The organism is Rheinheimera texasensis, from assembly GCF_964031785.1.
Lineage (GTDB): Bacteria > Pseudomonadota > Gammaproteobacteria > Enterobacterales > Alteromonadaceae > Pararheinheimera > Pararheinheimera texasensis_A.
The window spans coordinates 18,468-36,243 of record NZ_CAXIRE010000017.1 but is presented as its reverse complement, the minus strand read 5'-3'; the positions used below and the strand labels follow the sequence as shown (position 1 = coordinate 36,243).

Annotated in this window: 15 protein-coding genes; 2 read left to right on the top strand and 13 right to left on the bottom strand. The window is 55.1% G+C overall.

The genetic code is table 11. The features are described 5' to 3' along the window. Positions 1–68: 68 nt before the first annotated feature. The gene (gene pmbA, locus ABNT34_RS06675) at positions 69–1,415 is read right to left on the bottom strand and encodes a metalloprotease PmbA (RefSeq protein ID WP_348729949.1); all 1,347 of its coding nucleotides are present in this window, start codon (positions 1,413–1,415) and stop codon (positions 69–71) included. 150 nt (positions 1,416–1,565) lie between these two features. Here pmbA and yjgA point away from each other — a divergent pair, with 150 nt between their 5' ends. Further along, entirely contained in the window at positions 1,566–2,093 is a 528-nt protein-coding gene (gene yjgA, locus ABNT34_RS06670) for a ribosome biogenesis factor YjgA (RefSeq protein ID WP_348729947.1), read from the top strand. 62 nt (positions 2,094–2,155) lie between these two features. On the opposite strand, the gene ABNT34_RS06665 is transcribed toward yjgA, so the two are convergent. The 4 genes from ABNT34_RS06665 to pssA all read right to left on the bottom strand — a co-directional run bounded on the left by ABNT34_RS06665 (position 2,156) and on the right by pssA (position 5,974). Then, positions 2,156–2,641, bottom strand: a complete 486-nt coding sequence (locus tag ABNT34_RS06665) for an anti-virulence regulator CigR family protein (protein WP_348729945.1) — start codon at positions 2,639–2,641, stop codon at positions 2,156–2,158. A 72-nt stretch (positions 2,642–2,713) separates the two neighbouring features. Further along, the gene (locus ABNT34_RS06660; RefSeq protein ID WP_348729943.1) at positions 2,714–3,535 is read right to left on the bottom strand and encodes a PhzF family phenazine biosynthesis protein; all 822 of its coding nucleotides are present in this window, start codon (positions 3,533–3,535) and stop codon (positions 2,714–2,716) included. Next, on the bottom strand, positions 3,532–4,599 hold the full coding sequence (locus ABNT34_RS06655) for a serine hydrolase domain-containing protein (RefSeq protein WP_348729941.1): 1,068 nt from the start codon (positions 4,597–4,599) through the stop codon (positions 3,532–3,534). The genes ABNT34_RS06660 and ABNT34_RS06655 overlap by 4 nt, the downstream gene beginning before the upstream one ends. Positions 4,600–4,630: 31 nt before the next feature. After that, entirely contained in the window at positions 4,631–5,974 is a 1,344-nt protein-coding gene (pssA, locus tag ABNT34_RS06650; RefSeq protein ID WP_348729939.1) for a CDP-diacylglycerol--serine O-phosphatidyltransferase, read from the bottom strand. Between the two features lie 259 nt (positions 5,975–6,233). Between pssA and ABNT34_RS06645 the strand changes: the two genes are divergently transcribed. Next, entirely contained in the window at positions 6,234–6,689 is a 456-nt protein-coding gene (locus ABNT34_RS06645) for a hypothetical protein (RefSeq protein WP_348729937.1), read from the top strand. Positions 6,690–6,764: 75 nt separating this feature from the next. Here ABNT34_RS06645 and tldD read toward each other — a convergent pair whose 3' ends face one another. The 8 genes from tldD to ABNT34_RS06605 are packed head-to-tail and all read right to left on the bottom strand — an operon-like array spanning position 6,765 to position 17,671. Continuing rightward, positions 6,765–8,222 (bottom strand): metalloprotease TldD, encoded by a 1,458-nt coding sequence (gene tldD, locus ABNT34_RS06640; RefSeq protein ID WP_348729935.1) that lies wholly within the window; start codon positions 8,220–8,222, stop codon positions 6,765–6,767. Next, entirely contained in the window at positions 8,219–9,112 is an 894-nt protein-coding gene (locus ABNT34_RS06635) for a carbon-nitrogen hydrolase family protein (RefSeq protein WP_348729933.1), read from the bottom strand. The genes tldD and ABNT34_RS06635 overlap by 4 nt, the downstream gene beginning before the upstream one ends. Beyond that, the gene (locus tag ABNT34_RS06630; protein ID WP_348729931.1) at positions 9,105–13,196 is read right to left on the bottom strand and encodes a YhdP family protein; all 4,092 of its coding nucleotides are present in this window, start codon (positions 13,194–13,196) and stop codon (positions 9,105–9,107) included. Before ABNT34_RS06630 ends, ABNT34_RS06635 begins: the two co-directional genes overlap by 8 nt. Then, positions 13,196–14,662, bottom strand: a complete 1,467-nt coding sequence (rng, locus tag ABNT34_RS06625; RefSeq protein ID WP_348729929.1) for a ribonuclease G — start codon at positions 14,660–14,662, stop codon at positions 13,196–13,198. Before rng ends, ABNT34_RS06630 begins: the two co-directional genes overlap by 1 nt. Continuing rightward, positions 14,659–15,234, bottom strand: coding sequence for a Maf family protein (locus tag ABNT34_RS06620; RefSeq protein ID WP_348729928.1), 576 nt, complete (start codon positions 15,232–15,234; stop codon positions 14,659–14,661). The genes rng and ABNT34_RS06620 overlap by 4 nt, the downstream gene beginning before the upstream one ends. Before the next feature lies 1 nt (position 15,235). Beyond that, positions 15,236–15,718: a rod shape-determining protein MreD gene (gene mreD / locus ABNT34_RS06615; RefSeq protein WP_348729926.1), complete on the bottom strand. Its 483-nt coding sequence runs from the start codon at positions 15,716–15,718 to the stop codon at positions 15,236–15,238. Next, positions 15,718–16,602, bottom strand: coding sequence for a rod shape-determining protein MreC (gene mreC / locus ABNT34_RS06610; RefSeq protein ID WP_348729924.1), 885 nt, complete (start codon positions 16,600–16,602; stop codon positions 15,718–15,720). Before mreC ends, mreD begins: the two co-directional genes overlap by 1 nt. A gap of 25 nt (positions 16,603–16,627) precedes the next feature. Next, positions 16,628–17,671, bottom strand: coding sequence for a rod shape-determining protein (locus tag ABNT34_RS06605; protein WP_031568148.1), 1,044 nt, complete (start codon positions 17,669–17,671; stop codon positions 16,628–16,630). Positions 17,672–17,776 lie beyond the last annotated feature (105 nt).

The window sequence follows — 17,776 nt, the reverse complement described above, 5'->3', positions numbered from 1 at the left end:
CCATCCCTGGTCATAAACAACAACGCCTGAGTGATGCACTCAGGCGTTGTTCAGGCAAACCGACAGGCTTAATGCCCGGCGATTTGCATTTGATTCAGCAGCACTGAGCCAGTCAGTACACCACCGCGACGGTCGACATCGTTACCGATGGCAGCGATATCCATAAACATCTGCGTCAGATTGCCGGCGATAGTGACTTCACTGACCGGGAACTGGATTTGGCCGTTTTCGACCCAAAAACCCGCCGCACCACGCGAATAATCGCCGGTGACGCCATTTACGCCCTGGCCCATCAGTTCAGTCACTAACAAGCCTGTGCCCATATCCCGCAGCAGCTGCGCTAAATCGGCATCGCCATGTTGCACATACCAGTTATGAATACCACCGGCGTGGCCGGTGCTTGCCATGCCAAGTTTACGCGCGGAATAACTCGACGTGATCCAGCTGTGTAACACGCCGTCGGTGATGATTTGGCGATCGGTGGTTTTGACGCCTTCGCTGTCAAAGGGGCTGGACGCCAGGCCCTGCAGCACATGCGGCCGTTCCAGAATATTCAGCTGCGAGGCCATCACCTGCTGACCGAGTTTATCCAGTAAAAAGCTCGATTTGCGGTAAATGCTGCCGCCGCTGATGGCCGATACCAGATGACCAAACAGGCTGCTGGCGACATCGGCGCGGAAAATCACCGGCACTTTTTGCGTCGGCAGCGTGCGGCTGTTTAAGCGCTGCACGGTTTCGGCGGCGGCTTCGCGGCCAATAGCGGCTGCATCTTTTAAATCCTGCAAGCGCCGGCCGACCGTGTAGCTGTAATCGCGCTGCATATCGTCGCCGTCTTCGCCAATGACTGAGCAGCTCATGCTATGGCGGCTACTTGGATAACCCACCAGCTGGCCATGGCTGTTGCCGTAGACTTTTAAGCCCTGATGCGATGAAAACGAGGCGCCGTCAGAATTGGTGATGCGTGAGTCAACGGCAAAAGCTGCTTCCTCTGCGGCGGCACACCAGGCGGTGGCCTGCTCGGTGCTGACTTCTGCCGGATGGAATAAATCTAAATCCGGTGGGCTGAATTCCAGCCAACTCGCCTCTGCCAGGCCAGCGCAGGGGTCTTCTGAGGTATAACGGGCTATATCAATAGCGGCTTCGACAGTGCGTTTCAGCGCGGCCGGGCTTAAATCTGCGGTGGAAGCTGAACCTTTGCGCTGACCGACATAAACACTGATGCCAAGACCACCGTCCTGATTAAACTCCATGGTTTCCACTTCACCGTGACGGGTTTCGACACTCAGTCCGCGCGTGCGGTTCATCGACGCTTCGGCACTGCTGGCCCCCAACTGACGGGCATGCGCCAGCACCTGGCTGACGGCGGCTTTAACTTCATCGATTTCTTGCTGAATTGTCGGCATGGCTTGACTCATAACGGGCTGAAAATCCTCAGGGTTGCAGACTGGCAAGCTTACCACAGCCGCCGAAAAAGCACAGAAGTCTGCGGCTGTTGTCGCGCTGACGCGGCTTTTCACAGCCATCTTTGATATACTGTGCGGATTTCCGGCAACAAAACTGAAGTTATGGCAGATATTACTGATTTTACCCACGGCGACGACTGGGACCGCGAGGAAGGCAAAAGCAAAACGCAGGTCAAAAAAGAAATGCATGCCCTGCAGGCACTTGGTGAAGAGCTGGTGGCATTAAGCCCGGCAGCCCGCGCGAAGCTCCCAATGGATAACGACCTGGTCGAGGCGTTAAAACTGGCTGACAAGCTGGTGAAAAAACACGAAGCCTACCGCCGCCATATGCAGTTTATTGGCAAAATCATGCGCGGCACCGATTTAGAACCGATTGAACGCGCCTTAGCCGTAGTGCGCAATACCAATCAGGCGGCCACCCGCAAATTCCACTTAATCGAAGACTGGCGTGACAAGCTCATCGCCAACAGCGATGCAGTGACCGAATTTATCGCTGAGTATCCGCAGGTCGAAATTCAGCAGCTGCGGACTTTAATCCGCAACGCGAAAAAAGAGCAGGAAAAAAACCAGCCGGCGAAATCTTACCGTGAGCTGTTCCAGCTGATTAAACCGGCGATCCTCGGCGAGTAAAATCCCTGCTCGCGATTAAAAAAACAGGCCGCAATTGCGGCCTGTTTTTTTACAGAAACTTGCTAGAACACATCAAATAACACGTCGGCAATAACCGCCGTGGCGACCGCCACCAGCACTAAATCTGAGCCACAAATCTGCCATTCATAGCCGTCATGGCGCGGCAAATGCGCCAGTAACTCAGGTTGACTGACCTTTTTCGCAATGCCCGGTGGCAGCGGTTTACCGCGCGCCAGTTGCTTGCGAATACCGGGCGGTAACTGCCGGCCGCCACTGACCTGATATTGCCGGACCAGTTGCCGCGCATCGGTCACCGAGATCCCGGCAGAGCTTATGGTCAGCTGCAGTCCACTTTGCTGCTGCGCCTGTTGCATCGACGGTTTAGATTGCTGAAATTTCTGTTCTTTCTGTGCAGCTTTTTGCGCTTTTTCCGCATGTTTGGCGGTTTTATGCTGCGCTTTATCCTGGCCCTGGCCTGGCATAGCACTAACCTGTGCAGCGCCTAACGCCAGTAGCAACAAACCAAGCTGCGTTAAATATTTGCTCATTGATGGTCTCCCTGGATCCGCACTTTTCTAAACCAGCATAGCACGCGATAACTCTTGGCTGGTCGGTCCGGCTTATGCCGGCAGGCTAATTTGGCCTTGCAAATATAACCGAGCCTGACCGCTGACCTGCACCCGATCGCCCTGCAAGGCACAGCGCAGCACGCCGCCCCGGCTCGATGCCTGATAGGCCAGCAAACTGGTTTTATCCAACTGTTGCGCCCAATATGGCGTAAGCCCAGCATGAATAGAGCCGGTCACCGGATCTTCATCACCGCCGTTGGCCGGCCAGAAATACCGGCTGACAAAATCATATTGGCCGTCGGCAAAACCCCGACCGGGCGCAGTCGCCACCACATCAAAAGGCCACAACGTTTTCAGCTGCGCCAGGTCTGGCGTCAATTGCTGTACTTTGCTGGCATCGTCGTAAATTAAAAACCAGGCTTGATCACTGCGCAGCACTTCGGCTGGCTGATGATTCAGCGCCTGCAATAACGCGGGTGGGATTTCGGCCTGCACCGTGGCTGGCCGCTTGGGGAAATTCATTTCCAGCCAGCCGTCCTGGCCCTGCTGCACTGTCAGGTCGCCGACTTTCAGTGTGCTGAATCTGAGTTCAGCAGCCGGCTCGCGTGAAAACAACACAAAAGCCGCCGCCAGCGTGGCATGGCCGCAAAAGTCGATTTCGCATAACGGCGAAAACCAGCGGATTTGATAATGCGCCGGCGCCAGTTTTTTCAGAAAGGCGGTTTCCGACAAGTTGTTTTCGGCAGCGATTTGCAGCATCAGCTGCTCTGCCGGCCAGCCGGCCATCTCATCCGGTAACGGCACAACGGCGGCAGCATTGCCACCAAACAGCTGATTGGTAAAAGCGTCGACCTGATAAAGTTCCAGTTTCATTGTGGCAAAGCTCCAGCCGCCAGCAACTGCATACGCAGTGCCAAACGCACCTGATCATGATAATAAAAAGCCCGCGAGATATCGGCCGGGTCCAGCGACAGCGGCTCCAGCAACACCAGACCTGTCGCAAACTGCGGATAATACAAAGTGGTACTGATATAACCTTCAACAAAACCGCTGTGGCTGTATTCGGTCAGCCCATCGGCTTTGCTGATCTGCAGACCAAAACCATAACCCAAAGCACCCCAGCGGTGTGGGCGGAGCATTTGTGGACTGGTCATTTGTTGATAGCTGGCCGGTGTCAGTAACGCCTGTTGATGCAGACATTGTTGCCAGCGGATTAAATCACCGGCCGAACTGACCAGCCGGCCGGAAGGATTGTTGCTAAAAGGCACATCCAGCGGCGCTGCGACCAGCTTGCCAGCCCGCTCCAGCAGGCCAGCGACCAGCAACGGTGCTTGGGAGGTCAGCTGCTGCTTGGACGGCGCAAAACTATGGGTCATCTCACAGCGCCGGAACAGTCGTGCCGCCTGCGCCGCAAAAGGCTCGCCATAAATCCGCTCCAGCACCAGGCCTAACAGGTCATAACCGGCATTGGTGTACGCAAAAGTGCTGCCTGGCTGACCGGTGGGCGCTGTGCCACCCTGGCCCAGGCCAGAACTATGTTCAAGTAAATGTTTGATCGTGATGGCATCGCCAAAGCGTTCGCGCTGCTCCGGCAGAAACTTCGACAAAGGGTCTGTCAGTGTCAGCCGTTGCTGATCCACAGCCTGCAACACCAGCGCTGCGGTGATTTGCTTGGACTGCGAACCGATGATGAACTGACGCTGCGCCGTCACCGGCGTGGTTTTGTGGCTGAAGTTCCACAGCAATTTACCCTGCTGCGCTATCAATACGATGCCGCTGAACGGCAATTGTGCCCGTGGACCAGCCGGCTGCATGGCTTTGTCCAGCGCAGCTGTATCCAGCTGCAATACCGGCGTGGTTGCCAGTACCGGTCCGGCCAGTAACAGGGCAATACCTGCTATCAGGCCACGGTAGAAGATAGTGGTGAGATGTCGCATCGCCGAACTCCTTATCCACGCGAAGAGGAGACTAGATCAGCCGTTTAAGCACCATATCCACGCCCACCCCTTTGATTTTCGCCAGCAGCTTTTGCACCGGCTCCGGGTAATCGCGCATCATTTCAATCTGACTGAAATGACTGATCCGCTGGGTGTTAAGGAAAATTTGCTGCTGCTCGTGTGAAAGCTGGGCCTGCAATTGCCCCAGCTCGTCTTCGACCAAAATGCCGTTTTCATAATCGAGCGCAAAAGCACGTGGATTCAGGTTGTGGCCGGTGAAGAGATGACGGCGGCCATCGACGCTGACGCCTTTTAAGTGATAGCTGTTGTCTTCATGTTTCCACAGCCGGATATCCAGCAGGCCATGGTCAATAAAGCTCTGATTACGCTTCACAAATTTACGCAGGATGGTTTCGTACAAATAAGGCAGACCGCCGATGCGGCTAAACTTCTGCGTCGGTGGAATATAAAAATCGTTGGCGGTTTTGTCACCGACCACAATAGTCACTTTGACACCGCGTTTAAGGCATTTACGCAGCGCCCGCGCCAGCACCGGCGGCGGGTTAAAATACGGCGTATAAATCAGCACTTCTTTTTCTGCCAGCGCCAGTATGGCCAGCAAGGTCTGATTCAGCTGATTCTTCAACCGCCCCATGCCCATCAATAAACTCGCGCGCAGTGGTGCCGACGATTTACCGCTTTGCGGATACCGATTGGCGCGGGCATGTTTCAGCCAGCTGCGGTGATGTGGTTTGTAATGTTGTGCCAAGAGCGGGTCGTCTGATAACAGACTTTGCACCACTTGTTCCTGGTCGAGAATTTGCTGATGACCGGCGACAAATGCATCGGCCAGCGGCTCATTATGAATGAGCAGGTAACGGTCGGCACGATAACGCACCGGCACGCCCATATAAACGTTATTCAGCGATGCGCCTGAGTACAGCAGCGTGTCGTCAAATACAAAGCCTTTTAAATGCAACACACCAAAAAGTTCACGGCGTTTGACCGGCACCCCGAGAATTTGAATGGGTACCGGGTACTGCGCGGCAATTTCACGATAAAAATCGGCGTTGGTTTTCATCCCGCTCTGGCCAATCAGACCCCGGCGCGCCCGGTGGAAATCGACATAAACCCGGATATCCAGTTGTGGATTCTGTTGTTTGGCCTGATACAAGGCATGTAACACGGCTTCACCGGCCTCGTCGGCCTGCAGATATAACGCGGTCAGCACAATACGACGGCGTGCAGAGGCAATCAGCGCCAGCACTTTGTCTTTGTATTCAGTCGCGTGGCATAACACTTCCACTGCGGCTGCTTCAAACGCCGTCGCCGGTAACGCAGCCAGCCGGCGTTTGTTCAACATCTGTTCTAACATAGGTCCGTGGATCCCTGGGTTCAGGCCGGTTGCTTTGACCGGTCTCTCTATAATCTGCAGCTGATTCGGCCGGTATTATGCGGCAAACTCCCGCGACAGGCAAAAATTGCCTGCAACAAGTTGTTGCAACACAGTCGTCAAAGCAAAAATCATCAATTCATCATGACTTCATCAGATCTGCAAAAAGACAACGCTGTCATTTTCACTTCAAGCTAGGCCGATCCATGTCGGATCAACAACTATGACAGAGGACAACAAGATGAAAGCATTATATTTATTGGGGATCAGTTTGTTCAGCAGCATCGCTCTGGCGCAAGCCGATCTGAAATCGCAGCTGACGCATAGCCAGCTGGCCGATCGGGCGATTAGTAATGCGCAATGTGGGTATTGGACCGAGCGGCTGGTGCAGGTCTGTGACGAGCGGCAGGTACCCACCCAAACGCCTTACACCAGCTGTAGTTATCAAAAAGGCAATGCCTATGGCAGCCAGTATTTTCCGGCGTCATTGACACTGGAACACAGTGGTCATGTCAGCTGTTCTCAGGTGGAACGGCGCAGTGCCTTTTTGGGCGCGGGTTCACCGGAGTTCTGGGCGCAATATCTGCTGAGTAACCAAAGCCATCTTTATAAAACCGGCAGCACCGTTGAATATTACAACTGCCGCGACGAATACCGTTATGTCTGGGTGGAAGGTGGTCAGTGCAACGCACATTGATTTGAGCTGGCACTGCAGGGCTGAGCGGTTCAGCCCTGTGATACAAATGTGCCGGATTGATCAGCCGGTAATACTTCAGGCCGTGCCGCCGACGGTCATGCTGTCCAGTTTCAGCGTTGGCTGACCGACGCCTACCGGCACGCTTTGGCCCTGTTTGCCGCAGACGCCAACGCCGGCGTCCAGCTTCAGGTCGTGACCGACCATCGACACTTTCTGCATCGCTTCCGGGCCGTTGCCAATCAGCGTCGCACCTTTGATTGGCGCGGTGATTTTGCCATCTTCAATCAGATAAGCTTCACTGGCGGAGAACACAAACTTGCCTGAGGTGATGTCGACCTGACCGCCGCCAAAATTCGGCGCATAAATGCCTTTTTTCACTGAGGCAATGATTTCTTCCGGCGCATAATCACCGGCCAACATATAAGTGTTGGTCATCCGTGGCATCGGCAGATGCGCGAAAGATTCGCGCCGGCCATTGCCGGTTGCCGGTACATTCATCAGCATCGCATTGTGTTTATCCTGAATGTAACCTTTCAGAATACCGTTTTCGATCAGCACGTTATATTGGCCCGGTGTGCCTTCGTCATCAATGTTTAACGAGCCACGCCGGCCGGATAAAGTGCCATCGTCGACAATAGTACAGTGCTTCGACGCCACTTGTTCGCCAATACGGCCGGAGAAAGTCGAAGCACCTTTGCGGTTAAAGTCGCCTTCTAAACCGTGACCAACCGCTTCATGTAACAGTACGCCAGGCCAGCCGGCACCCAGTACCACCGGCATCATGCCAGCCGGCGCATCGATGGCGGTCAGATTGACCTGGGCCTGACGCACCGCTTCGCGGGCATAACTCATCCAGCGCGGTTCGCCGTCAAAATCTTCGCTGAAGTAGGCGTAGCTGGTGCGGGCGCCGCCACCGGCACCGCCGCGCTCACGCCGGCCATTGTGCTGCAGCAGCACCGAACAGTTCAGCCGCACCAGCGGGCGGATGTCAGCGGCATAAGTACCGTCACTGGCGGCCACCAGCATCTCTTCATACACACCGGAGAGACTCACCATCACCTGCTCGGCGCGGCTGTCCAGCGTGCGGATAAAAGCTTCAATCTGATGCAGCAGCGCGACTTTGTCGGTATTGCTCAGGCTTTGCAGCGGCTCACACGGCAAATAAATCGCACTGTTGGCCGATTTGCTGAATGCCTTGACCTGACCTTGCTGGCCATGTGCTGCGATGCCGCGCGCTGCAGTGGCTGCAGTTTGCAGCGCTTGTTTGGAAATGGTATCGGCGTAAGCAAAACCGGCTTTTTCGCCAGTCACCGCACGCACACCAACACCGCGTTCGATATTAAAAGAGCCGTCTTTAACCAGACCGTCTTCCAGTACCCAGGATTCATGCACACTGGACTGAAAATACAAATCGGCGTAGTCCAGCTGGTGCGCGAACAGGAAACCAAGGCTCTGTGCCACGTCCTGATCGGTCAGATCGCTGGCTGCGATCAGATTTTGTTCCACGGCATTAAGCATCGCGATATTGGTCATAGCTTCTCACTAGTCATTTGGGTACAGATAAATTGATTATGCAGCGCCAGTGGCATCTTTTGGCGGACTTTGGCCACTTCCTGCAAGTCGATACGCACTGAAATCAACCCGGGTTCAGTGCCAGCGTCGGCCAGCACCTGGCCCCAGGGGTCAATAATCAGGCTGTGGCCATAAGTCTGGCGGCCATTGGCATGAGTGCCGGTTTGCGCCGGTGCCAGCATATAACTCTGGGTTTCGATGGCGCGAGCCCGCAGCAGTGTATGCCAGTGCGCGGCGCCCGTCACTGTGGTAAAAGCTGACGGCAGGCACAGCAGGTTCATACCCTGCTGGCGTAGCTGGGCAAACAGACCCGGAAAACGCACATCATAGCAAATGGCGAGGCCCGCTTTCACTGCGCCTAAATCCGCCACAGTGATTTTGTCGCCCGGCTTGGTCGTGGCCGATTCACGGTAACTGGCGGTATTGTCGCTGACATCCGCGTCAAATAAATGAATTTTCTGATAATCGCTCAATAAACTACCGTCCGGGCCAAACAACAGACTGCTGGCACTGAAGCGGCCTCGCTCGTCGCTTTGGGCCTCGACAGCAAGCGTCGGTAAAGTACCGACCAGCAGATATATCTGATGCAGGCGCGCCAAGGCACTCAGTTGCTGCTGCAGCGGTTGTTGCGCATTGAGCGACGCACCTGGGCCGCATAACGGCTCGGCAATGGCGAGGTTCGCGCCATCCGCACCGGCAAAACATAAAGCGCCTTCCGGCAATGCGACCAACTGTGGCCGGGCCGGCGGCAGTTGCTGCAGTAAATCAGCTATCTGACGCAGATTGTCAGCTGGATCCGGGCTGCTGCACAGTTGCAGCGCCGTCAGTTGCCAAATGCTGGTCTCAGTCATTTTGAGCTCCTGCCGCATCAATCACCGGCGTATCTTCGGGTGGATTCGCTTCTGGCTTGGCTTCCGGCATCACCCGCTCTGGGGGCAAGGCGGCTTCAGCTGGCGTATCAGGCGGCAGCAGCGGGCTTAACTGCACCGACTCGCTAACAGCAGGCTCTTCGGCAACGGCCGGCGCCGTCGCCAATGGCGGCTTCACAGGTTTGGGTAATGCATCCGCCGGAATGGTCACTTGTTTGCTGTTCCGTTCCAGTTCAGTCACTGTCGGGTTGTCCAAATCGCCACTGACGCTGAAGTTAATCTTCGAAATCACTTCGGCCGACTGGAACATCTCATCGAGCGCATAAGCGGCAACGCCGGACACCGGATTGACCATCCAGGCCAGGATCACCGGCAGACTGGACGTCACTTTTGGACTAAACGCCATCAGATAATCAATCTGCCGCGCTTTTAAATCCGCACTGCCGGACATTTCGATATCCCCGGCCACACCGTCCACTTTGGTATCTGTGGTGCTGGCAACACCGGCGTCGATCTGCATAGACCCACGCATCTTGTTATAAAAAAAGCCTTTGGCGAACACATCACGAAAATCCAGCCGTAATTTACGCACCAGCGAATCGAGGCTGAATAACGAGAAAATCCGGGTGCCACCGTCGCTGACTTCCACCAATGAACCTTCACCTAAATCCCAGGCGATGCCGCCGGATAAGGTCTGGCGGTTAAACTGGAAAGGCGCGCCCTGCCAGCTTAGCTGGTTCAGCGTCACTTTAGCTTTGCTGCCACTCATACTGCGGCTTAAATCATATTCCTGCATCAGCTGGCCAAGCGCCGGGCTTTGCAAAGTGCCGCTTAAGCGGGTTTCGCCGAGACCGTCATCTTTTTGCCAGCTGCCGGTTAAATTCCAGCGGTGACCGTCGCGGTTGGAACTGAACTCGGTGAGGGTCCAGCTGACGCCATCGCTGTGGGATTTAGCATTCACTTCACCCAGATCATAGTCACCGACTTTACAGGAGCCACAGTGCAGCGCTATCGGCGGTAAGTCCGCCAGCCAGGGCATTGGGGTCAGCCTGGCAAAAGCTTCAGCTTCGAGCGCGGCATAATCCGGCTTTTGCGCCGCTTCCGCTTCCAGCAACTGCTGGGCTTTTAATTCAGCGGCGGCCAGTTTGGCAGCTTGCTGATTGGCAAAAATCAGCTGTAAACGCGCCAAATCGGCCTTGATGCCGGTTTCTTTCAGCGCTTTGGCAAACCAGATGTCGCCTTCGGCTTCATTGGCATTCAAGTTCAGCTGATAACTATCAGCTTCAGGCTTCAGTTGAAAACTCAGCTGATTCAGCGACACATCGTCAAACAATGTCAGCTGTTTAATCCGGCCATTGACGGCCGACAGCGGCGGAAACATCGGGTCTTCGCCGGGTTCTATCGCCGCCAGCTGGTGCTGTAACAAACTAATCCAGGGCGCGAGGTCCGCCTGTTCTAAATTCACGTCGATAAAAAAGCCATCCCGTAGCTCGCTGCTCGGCAAGCCGAGACTGAGCAAAGCTCCGGTAATTTTGCCGCTGTGTTGATCAAGCCGCGCCTGCAGCTGCGCCTGGTCGCCATAACGCATTTCAATGCTGGACGCATTTTCGTTGCCGGAACTTTGCAGCAGCACCGTGGCGCCATCAGCCGGCGTTTTGCCAAAAGGCGCCGGCAGCTGCAGCTCGGCTGCCGCTAAATCCATCAGTGCGGTGGACTGATAACTGAAACCAGTTTTGGGCAACTGAATATTTAAATCCCAGCTGAAATTAGCCAGGCCTTTGCCGAGCCCCTGCCACTCCTCTGACACCAGCGCCAGCAGCTGGTCGATTTGTTGTTCACCATGCGCTTTAAGCTGCACCTGATATTGCCCGTCCTGCTGCGCGCCGTGCAAAGTGGCATTGAGCGGTACGCCGTGGCTGACAAACATCAGCTGCTCACTGTCGATTTTGTCGTTATCAAACTGCAGATGGCCCTGCAGCTGCTCGACCGCGACGGCGGGTGCGCGGATCTGCAGCTGATTGGCAAAAAACTCGACGTCACCCAGCGCCCGCACACCGGTTTTTTTCAGGCCAATCTGCAGCTGAACTTTGGCGTTAACCAACCCACTGACACCCAAATAATCCAGCGTCGCGCCGACCGAATCGCTGAGCGGCGACGCCAGCATCAGCCCGGTGACACCTTCGGCCTGCGTCTGACGCTCGATGTCGATCAATAAAGTCTCGGCCTGGAACAGGTCCGGAATACGCGCCGTCACGCCGTTTTCCAGTGCCACATCAAACAGCTGGCCGGCCTGGCTTTGAATCAGCATGCCGGCATTTTCGAACAGCAGTTCAGCCTGCATGCCTTTAATCACCGGCCAGTGCGGGTCAAAGGAAAATTCAGTGTCAGCGATAAAAGCCTGGGCCTGGAAAATGCCGTTGTGTTGGTCATAAGGAAAATCTTTAAAAGCGCCATGCCACAGCACCCGCGCCACCGGCACCTGGCCGCTGATCAGCGCCGGCGTCAGATAGTTGATCACCGATTCCGGCATATGGCGGGTCGGGAAATAATGCCGCGCATCGGCCACCGGCACTTTGCGCAGTTCACCCAACAGCGTCATGCCGGGCTTGTCGCCCAGTTCCAGCACCAACTGGGCGTCGGCTTCGATCTCCGGATGGCGCAGTGCCAGCCGCGGAATTTGCACCCGCCACTGCCCTTGTTGCTGCAGTACTTCGATGCGTGTCTGCAGGCTCTGGTATGGCGTGGCCCGGCTAAAGGCTTCGCCCCAGCTCAGGGCACCATCCACGCCTTGTAAATCCAACAGAATGTAATTGGGGCTGGCACTGAAATGGCCGGTAAGCCCCCTGAGGCCCGGCACATCGTCTACCGGAACCGAGTTAAAATCGATAAAGTCACCACTGACAAACCATTGTTTGTCATTAAGTTGCATGCCGAGCTGAGTAATACGCGCATCCGTCTGAAATGACAGAATTTTCCGCAGCGCTGCCGAGTCTTCGGCAAATAACTGCGCCAACGGCACCGCCGCCTGCAGTTGCAGTTGTTGCAGTGAGCCGGAATAAACACCTTGCTGACTGACCAGCTGCAGTTGGAAGTCGTGCCAGCTTTGTGTACCCGATGTCAGCGTCAGCTGGCTGGATAACAGCTGCCAGCCGTCTTGGGTCGGTTGCCACAATAACTGGCCTTTGCCGAGGCTCAGTTGTTGCGTCTGGTCGTCCTGGCGCCACATCAGCCGGTTTTCTGCCAGCGCAATTTGAATCTGCTGCAAAGTGCCACCGGCAATATCGCCCCAGGCCTGGAAATTAATATCGGCGCGCGCCAGTTTGCGGCTTTCCGGCAACAGGGTTTCAAACCAGGGCAACACGTTTAAATCGTTACTGGACAGATACAGCTGGCCACGGCTTTTGGCCAGGCTGTCGCCGGTTAAATCCAGTACAAACGCCAGCGCATTACCGGTGACGCCAGCAATTTCCACTTCACCGGAGCCCTGATGGCGCTCGCCGGCGTTGAGCCAGGCCAACCGGCGGATTTGCATCTCAATCGGCGGGGTATATTGCGAACGCAACGTCAGTTTGCTGTCGACCAGCGTGAAGTTTTTCAGTTGCTGAAACAGCAGTTGTTCCACCGCGCTGAACAGCGGTTCCGGATCTGTCGCCGGCATCTCGGCGTTTTGTTGCAGCAGGCGCTGGCTGTCGATGGTCAGGTGCAGGCCGGATAATTCAAAATCATCGGCTTTGAGTTGCAGGCTACGCAGGCTGGCCCAGAAATCGAGACGCACCCGCAGTTCGGCGACTTGCAATAAGGTGTCACCGGCCGGCGATTGCACCGCCACTTGCTGCAGCAACAAAGCCGGTCCGGTACTTTGCCAGGCCGCGCTGAGCTGACCGATGCGTACCGGCGCGCCATATTGGCTGGCGATAAGTTGTTCGATATCGGTTTTGTAGCCGGTGGCATAAGGCAAGCCCACCCGCAGCAGCGTCACCAGCGTGGCAAGCAGCACCACACCGACCGCAAACAGCAGCCAGAGTTTGTGCAGACAAAACCAACCGGCACGCTGAAGCCGCGCCACTACATCATCACCACGTCAAATTGTTCCTGGGTATATTGCGGTTCAATCACGACACTAATCTGCTTGCTGATAAAGACTTCCAGCTCAGCCAGGTTATGGTATTCGTCGTTGATTAAAGCATCCTTAACCGCTGGTGACGCATACACGACAAACTTGTCGGCCGCATATGCACGGTTGACCCGGACAATTTCGCGCATAATTTCAAAACAGACGGTCTCAACGGTTTTCAGCGAGCCACGGCCGGCGCAGACCGGGCATTCAGTACACAGCACATGCTCCAGACTTTCGCGGGTGCGTTTACGCGTCATTTCGACCAGACCAAGCGCGGAAAAACCATGAATATTGGTTTTGGTTTTGTCGCGCGATAAGGCGATTTCGAGACTATGCAACACACGACGCTGATGCTCTTCGCTTTGCATGTCGATGAAATCAATAATGATAATGCCACCGAGGTTACGCAATCTGAGTTGACGGGCGATCGCCTGCGTCGCTTCGATATTGGTATTAAAAATGGTTTCTTCGAGGTTGCGGTGGCCGACAAAAGCGCCGGTATTGACGTCAATAGTCGTCATCGCTTCAGTCTGATCGATGATGAGATACCCACCGCTTTTCAGCGGTACTTTACGGTCCAGCGCGCGCTGAATTTCATTTTCGACGTCAAACAGGTCAAACACCGGCCGCTCACCAGGGTAATACTCCAGCTTCTCGGTCATCTGCGGAATAAATTCTTCGGTGAAGGCGTGCAGCGCCTGCCAGGTCAGTTTGGAATCGACCCGCACCCGCTCTAAATCGCTGCCGACAAAGTCACGCAGAATGCGAAACGCCAGCGTCAAATCTTCGTACAACATCGCTTCTTTGCGGTGTTTTTGTTTGCGCTTCTGGATTTTCGCCCAGAGTTTTTTCAAAAACCGCGCATCCTGCAGCAGCTCGACTTCGCAGGCACCGTCGGCCGCAGTGCGGACGATAAAACCGCCGTTGTCGTCATCAAGACAAGTCGAGACGATGTCTTTTAAGCGCTGACGTTCTTCATCGGATTCAATGCGTTGCGACACGCCGACATGCGGCGAACCCGGCATAAATACCAGATAACGCGAAGGCAAAGTGATGTCAGTGGTCAGCCGCGCGCCTTTAGTGCCGAGTGGATCTTTCACCACCTGCACCAGCAAATACTGGCCTTCGTGCACCAGCAGGCGGATGTCTTTGACCGCGGCGACTTTCACTTCTAAATCATTGGCATCGCGCTGGATAATGTCAGACGCATGCAAAAATGCCGCTTTATCCAGGCCAATATCGACAAAGGCCGCTTGCATGCCCGGCAATACCCGGCTGACTTTACCGATATAAATATTGCCGACCAGACCATGCCGCGCCTGACGCTCGATATGGACTTCCTGCAACACGCCATTTTCAATCAGCGCCACCCGGGTTTCACTGGGCGTGACGTTAATCAGCAGTTCGGCACTCATACAGCCTCCGGCAAGTCCGCCAGCAATGCGGCAGTTTCAAATAATGGCAAACCGACGACGGCAAAATAACTGCCATGAATTTTTTCAATAAAACGACCACCGAGGCCCTGAATGCCATAACCACCGGCTTTGTCGGCCGGCTCGCCGCTGTGCCAGTAAGCCAGCATCTGCGCTTCAGTCATAGGGCCAAACCAGACGTCGGTGGCCACTGTCACGGCCTGTGGCTCGCAAGCCGCTGCGCGACACAGCGCCACTGCGGTATAGACCTGATGGCCACGGCCACGCAGTAACCGCATCATGCGCAGGAAATCAGCTTGATCCAGCGGTTTGCCGAGGATTTCGCCGTCAACGACGACAATGGTATCCGCGCCCAAAGTCGGCAATGGCTGCGGCTGCGCCAGATAACCGGCCAAAGCTTTGGCTTTGGCCAGCCGCAATACATAATCTGCTGCCGCCTCGCCTGGCAACACCGCTTCGTCAATCGGCGCCTGCACCACGACAAAATCCACCTCAAGCTGAGATAACAATTCACGGCGACGCGGTGAAGCGGAAGCAAGCGCAATGCGGGTCATATTATTGGATCTTCAGTTGGCGGCGCATCCGGCGCAAAAACAGGAAAATATATGGCCAGACTAACATACCGGTCAGCACAGGCCATAAATATGCTGCGCGGAAGTACACACCGGTCAGGAAATGACTGAGCCAGAACAGCAATAAGTGGTACAACGCCAGCAACATGCCGATTAATAAGGCTTGCTGCAGAATAGAAAAGTTCCGGATCTTCAGATAATTGGCTGCGACGATAAAAGTCACCACTGAATAACCCAGCGCATTGACACCCAGCACTGTGCCGACCATCACATCAACCAGAAAACCCATGACAAAAGCAGTGCCAATACTGGCACGGTGCGGCAGTGCCAGTATCCAATAACACAACACCAACAATGGCCAGTCCGGCCGGAATAGTTTTACTTCGGCCGGTAACGGCATTACCGCCAGCAATAACGCCAATAGCAGCGTTAAATGGATCCATAAAAAACGCCAGTTTGACTGCATTATTTCTGCTCCGGCTCTGTGGCTTCCGGTGGGTTGACGATTTCCGGGTCAGCAGCGGTGGTGCCCTGATGTGGCCACACCAACAGCACATAACGGATGCGGTCCAGCTTGGCGTAAGGTTCAGCGGTGACCTGTAAAAACGGCAAACGCGCGTCGCGATAGACTTTGCTGATACGGCCAATCGGATAGCCTTCCGGGAATACACCGTCGAGGCCCGACGTCAGTAAGCGATCACCCTCGACCACATCTGTACTATGTGGCAAATGGATTAAACGCAGCGCGTTGGCCTGACCTATGCCTTCGGCCACCACACTTAAACCGGTGCGTTCAATCCGGCCAGAAATGGCATGGGTGTTGTCGGCAATTAAAATAGCCCGGCTCGAGGTTGGCCCTACGCTGACCACCTGCCCCAAAACACCTAAATCATCAATCAGCGGCTGACCGATAGTGACGCCGTCTTTACTGCCTTTGTTCAGCACAATCTGGTGGCTGAACGGATGGCTGTACACCGCCAGCACTTCAGCGATGAGCCGTTTGCCTTCGGTGACCGGACTGGCGCCCAGCAAAGCCCGCAGCTTGTCGTTTTCCTGCTGTAAAAACTGCAGCCGTTGCAGCTGGCCGTTTTGCAGCAGCAAAGTGTCTTTTAAGGTCTGGTTTTCTTCGAGGATTTTTTGTTGCGACTTAAACTGTTCGGAGGCACCGAACATCAGGTCTTGCGGTAAATTCGCGAGGTAAAACAAAGGGCTGACGGCTGCGGTCAGATAACTGCGCAGCTGGGCTGAACTGCTGGTGTAGTGATCTAATGTGATAAGACCCACACTGGCCAGCAGCGCAAAAAATAAGCGCAGCGGCAGTGAGGGTCCGCGATCAAAAATAGGTTTCATGTACTCGGCCGCCGGACAGGTTCAGTTAGTCGTAACTGAACACGTCACCGCCATGTACATCGATCATTTCCAGCGCTTTACCACCGCCACGGGCGACGCAGGTCAGCGGATCTTCAGCGACCACCACCGGAATGCCGGTTTCTTCCATTAACAGGCGGTCTAAATCACGTAATAAAGCGCCACCGCCGGTCAGTACCATGCCGCGCTCAGAAATATCTGACGCCAGCTCTGGCGGCGATTGTTCCAGCGCCACCATCACGGCCGAGACGATACCGGCCAAAGGTTCCTGCAGCGCTTCGAGGATTTCGTTGCTGGTCATGGTGAAGCTGCGTGGCACGCCTTCGGCCAGATTACGGCCGCGCACTTCGATTTCGAGGATTTCATCGCTTGGGTAAGCAGAACCGATTTCCATCTTGATGCGCTCAGCGGTAGCTTCACCAATCAGGATGCCGTAGTTACGGCGGATGTAGTTGATGATGGCGTCGTCGAATTTGTCGCCACCGATGCGCACAGAAGAGGAATACACCACGCCGTTTAACGAAATCAGCGCAACTTCTGTGGTACCACCACCGATATCGACCACCATAGAACCGGTGGCTTCTGAGACCGGTAAACCAGCGCCGATGGCGGCGGCCATTGGCTCGTCAATCAGATACACTTCACGGGCACCGGCGCCCTGCGCAGATTCACGAATAGCACGGCGTTCCACCTGGGTAGAACCACAAGGCACACAGACCAATACGCGTGGGCTTGGCCGCAGGAAGCTGTTGCTGTGGGCTTGTTTGATAAAATGCTGCAGCATTTTTTCGGTGACGTAGAAATCGGCGATCACACCGTCTTTCATCGGGCGGATGGCTTTGATATTGCCCGGGGTGCGGCCTAACATGCGTTTGGCGGCGTGGCCTACGGCGGCGACACTTTTAGGACCGCCAGCGCGTTCCTGCCGGATCGCAACCACTGAAGGTTCATTCAACACTATGCCTTGGTCTTTGACATAAATCAGGGTGTTGGCCGTGCCCAGGTCAATCGACAGATCGTTGGAAAATAAACCACGTAATTTTTTTAACATGAACAGTGTTAATCCTTCTGAATGGGGCGCCAACAACAGCAAAAACCGGCTGCGCCTGCGCGATTGAGGCTCCGGTTCTTACTCGACAAAATTTTGCGCACATTT

Excerpts from the sequence above, each read along its gene's own strand:
- pmbA (WP_348729949.1), bottom strand. The coding sequence starts at position 1,415 with ATGAGTCAAGCCATGCCGACAATTCAGCAAGAAATCGATGAAGTTAAA.
- yjgA (WP_348729947.1), top strand. The coding sequence starts at position 1,566 with ATGGCAGATATTACTGATTTTACCCACGGCGACGACTGGGACCGCGAG.
- ABNT34_RS06665 (WP_348729945.1), bottom strand. The coding sequence starts at position 2,641 with ATGAGCAAATATTTAACGCAGCTTGGTTTGTTGCTACTGGCGTTAGGC.
- ABNT34_RS06660 (WP_348729943.1), bottom strand. The coding sequence starts at position 3,535 with ATGAAACTGGAACTTTATCAGGTCGACGCTTTTACCAATCAGCTGTTT.
- ABNT34_RS06655 (WP_348729941.1), bottom strand. The coding sequence starts at position 4,599 with ATGCGACATCTCACCACTATCTTCTACCGTGGCCTGATAGCAGGTATT.
- pssA (WP_348729939.1), bottom strand. The coding sequence starts at position 5,974 with ATGTTAGAACAGATGTTGAACAAACGCCGGCTGGCTGCGTTACCGGCG.
- ABNT34_RS06645 (WP_348729937.1), top strand. The coding sequence starts at position 6,234 with ATGAAAGCATTATATTTATTGGGGATCAGTTTGTTCAGCAGCATCGCT.
- tldD (WP_348729935.1), bottom strand. The coding sequence starts at position 8,222 with ATGACCAATATCGCGATGCTTAATGCCGTGGAACAAAATCTGATCGCA.
- ABNT34_RS06635 (WP_348729933.1), bottom strand. The coding sequence starts at position 9,112 with ATGACTGAGACCAGCATTTGGCAACTGACGGCGCTGCAACTGTGCAGC.
- rng (WP_348729929.1), bottom strand. The coding sequence starts at position 14,662 with ATGAGTGCCGAACTGCTGATTAACGTCACGCCCAGTGAAACCCGGGTG.
- ABNT34_RS06620 (WP_348729928.1), bottom strand. The coding sequence starts at position 15,234 with ATGACCCGCATTGCGCTTGCTTCCGCTTCACCGCGTCGCCGTGAATTG.
- mreD (WP_348729926.1), bottom strand. The coding sequence starts at position 15,718 with ATGCAGTCAAACTGGCGTTTTTTATGGATCCATTTAACGCTGCTATTG.
- mreC (WP_348729924.1), bottom strand. The coding sequence starts at position 16,602 with ATGAAACCTATTTTTGATCGCGGACCCTCACTGCCGCTGCGCTTATTT.
- ABNT34_RS06605 (WP_031568148.1), bottom strand. The coding sequence starts at position 17,671 with ATGTTAAAAAAATTACGTGGTTTATTTTCCAACGATCTGTCGATTGAC.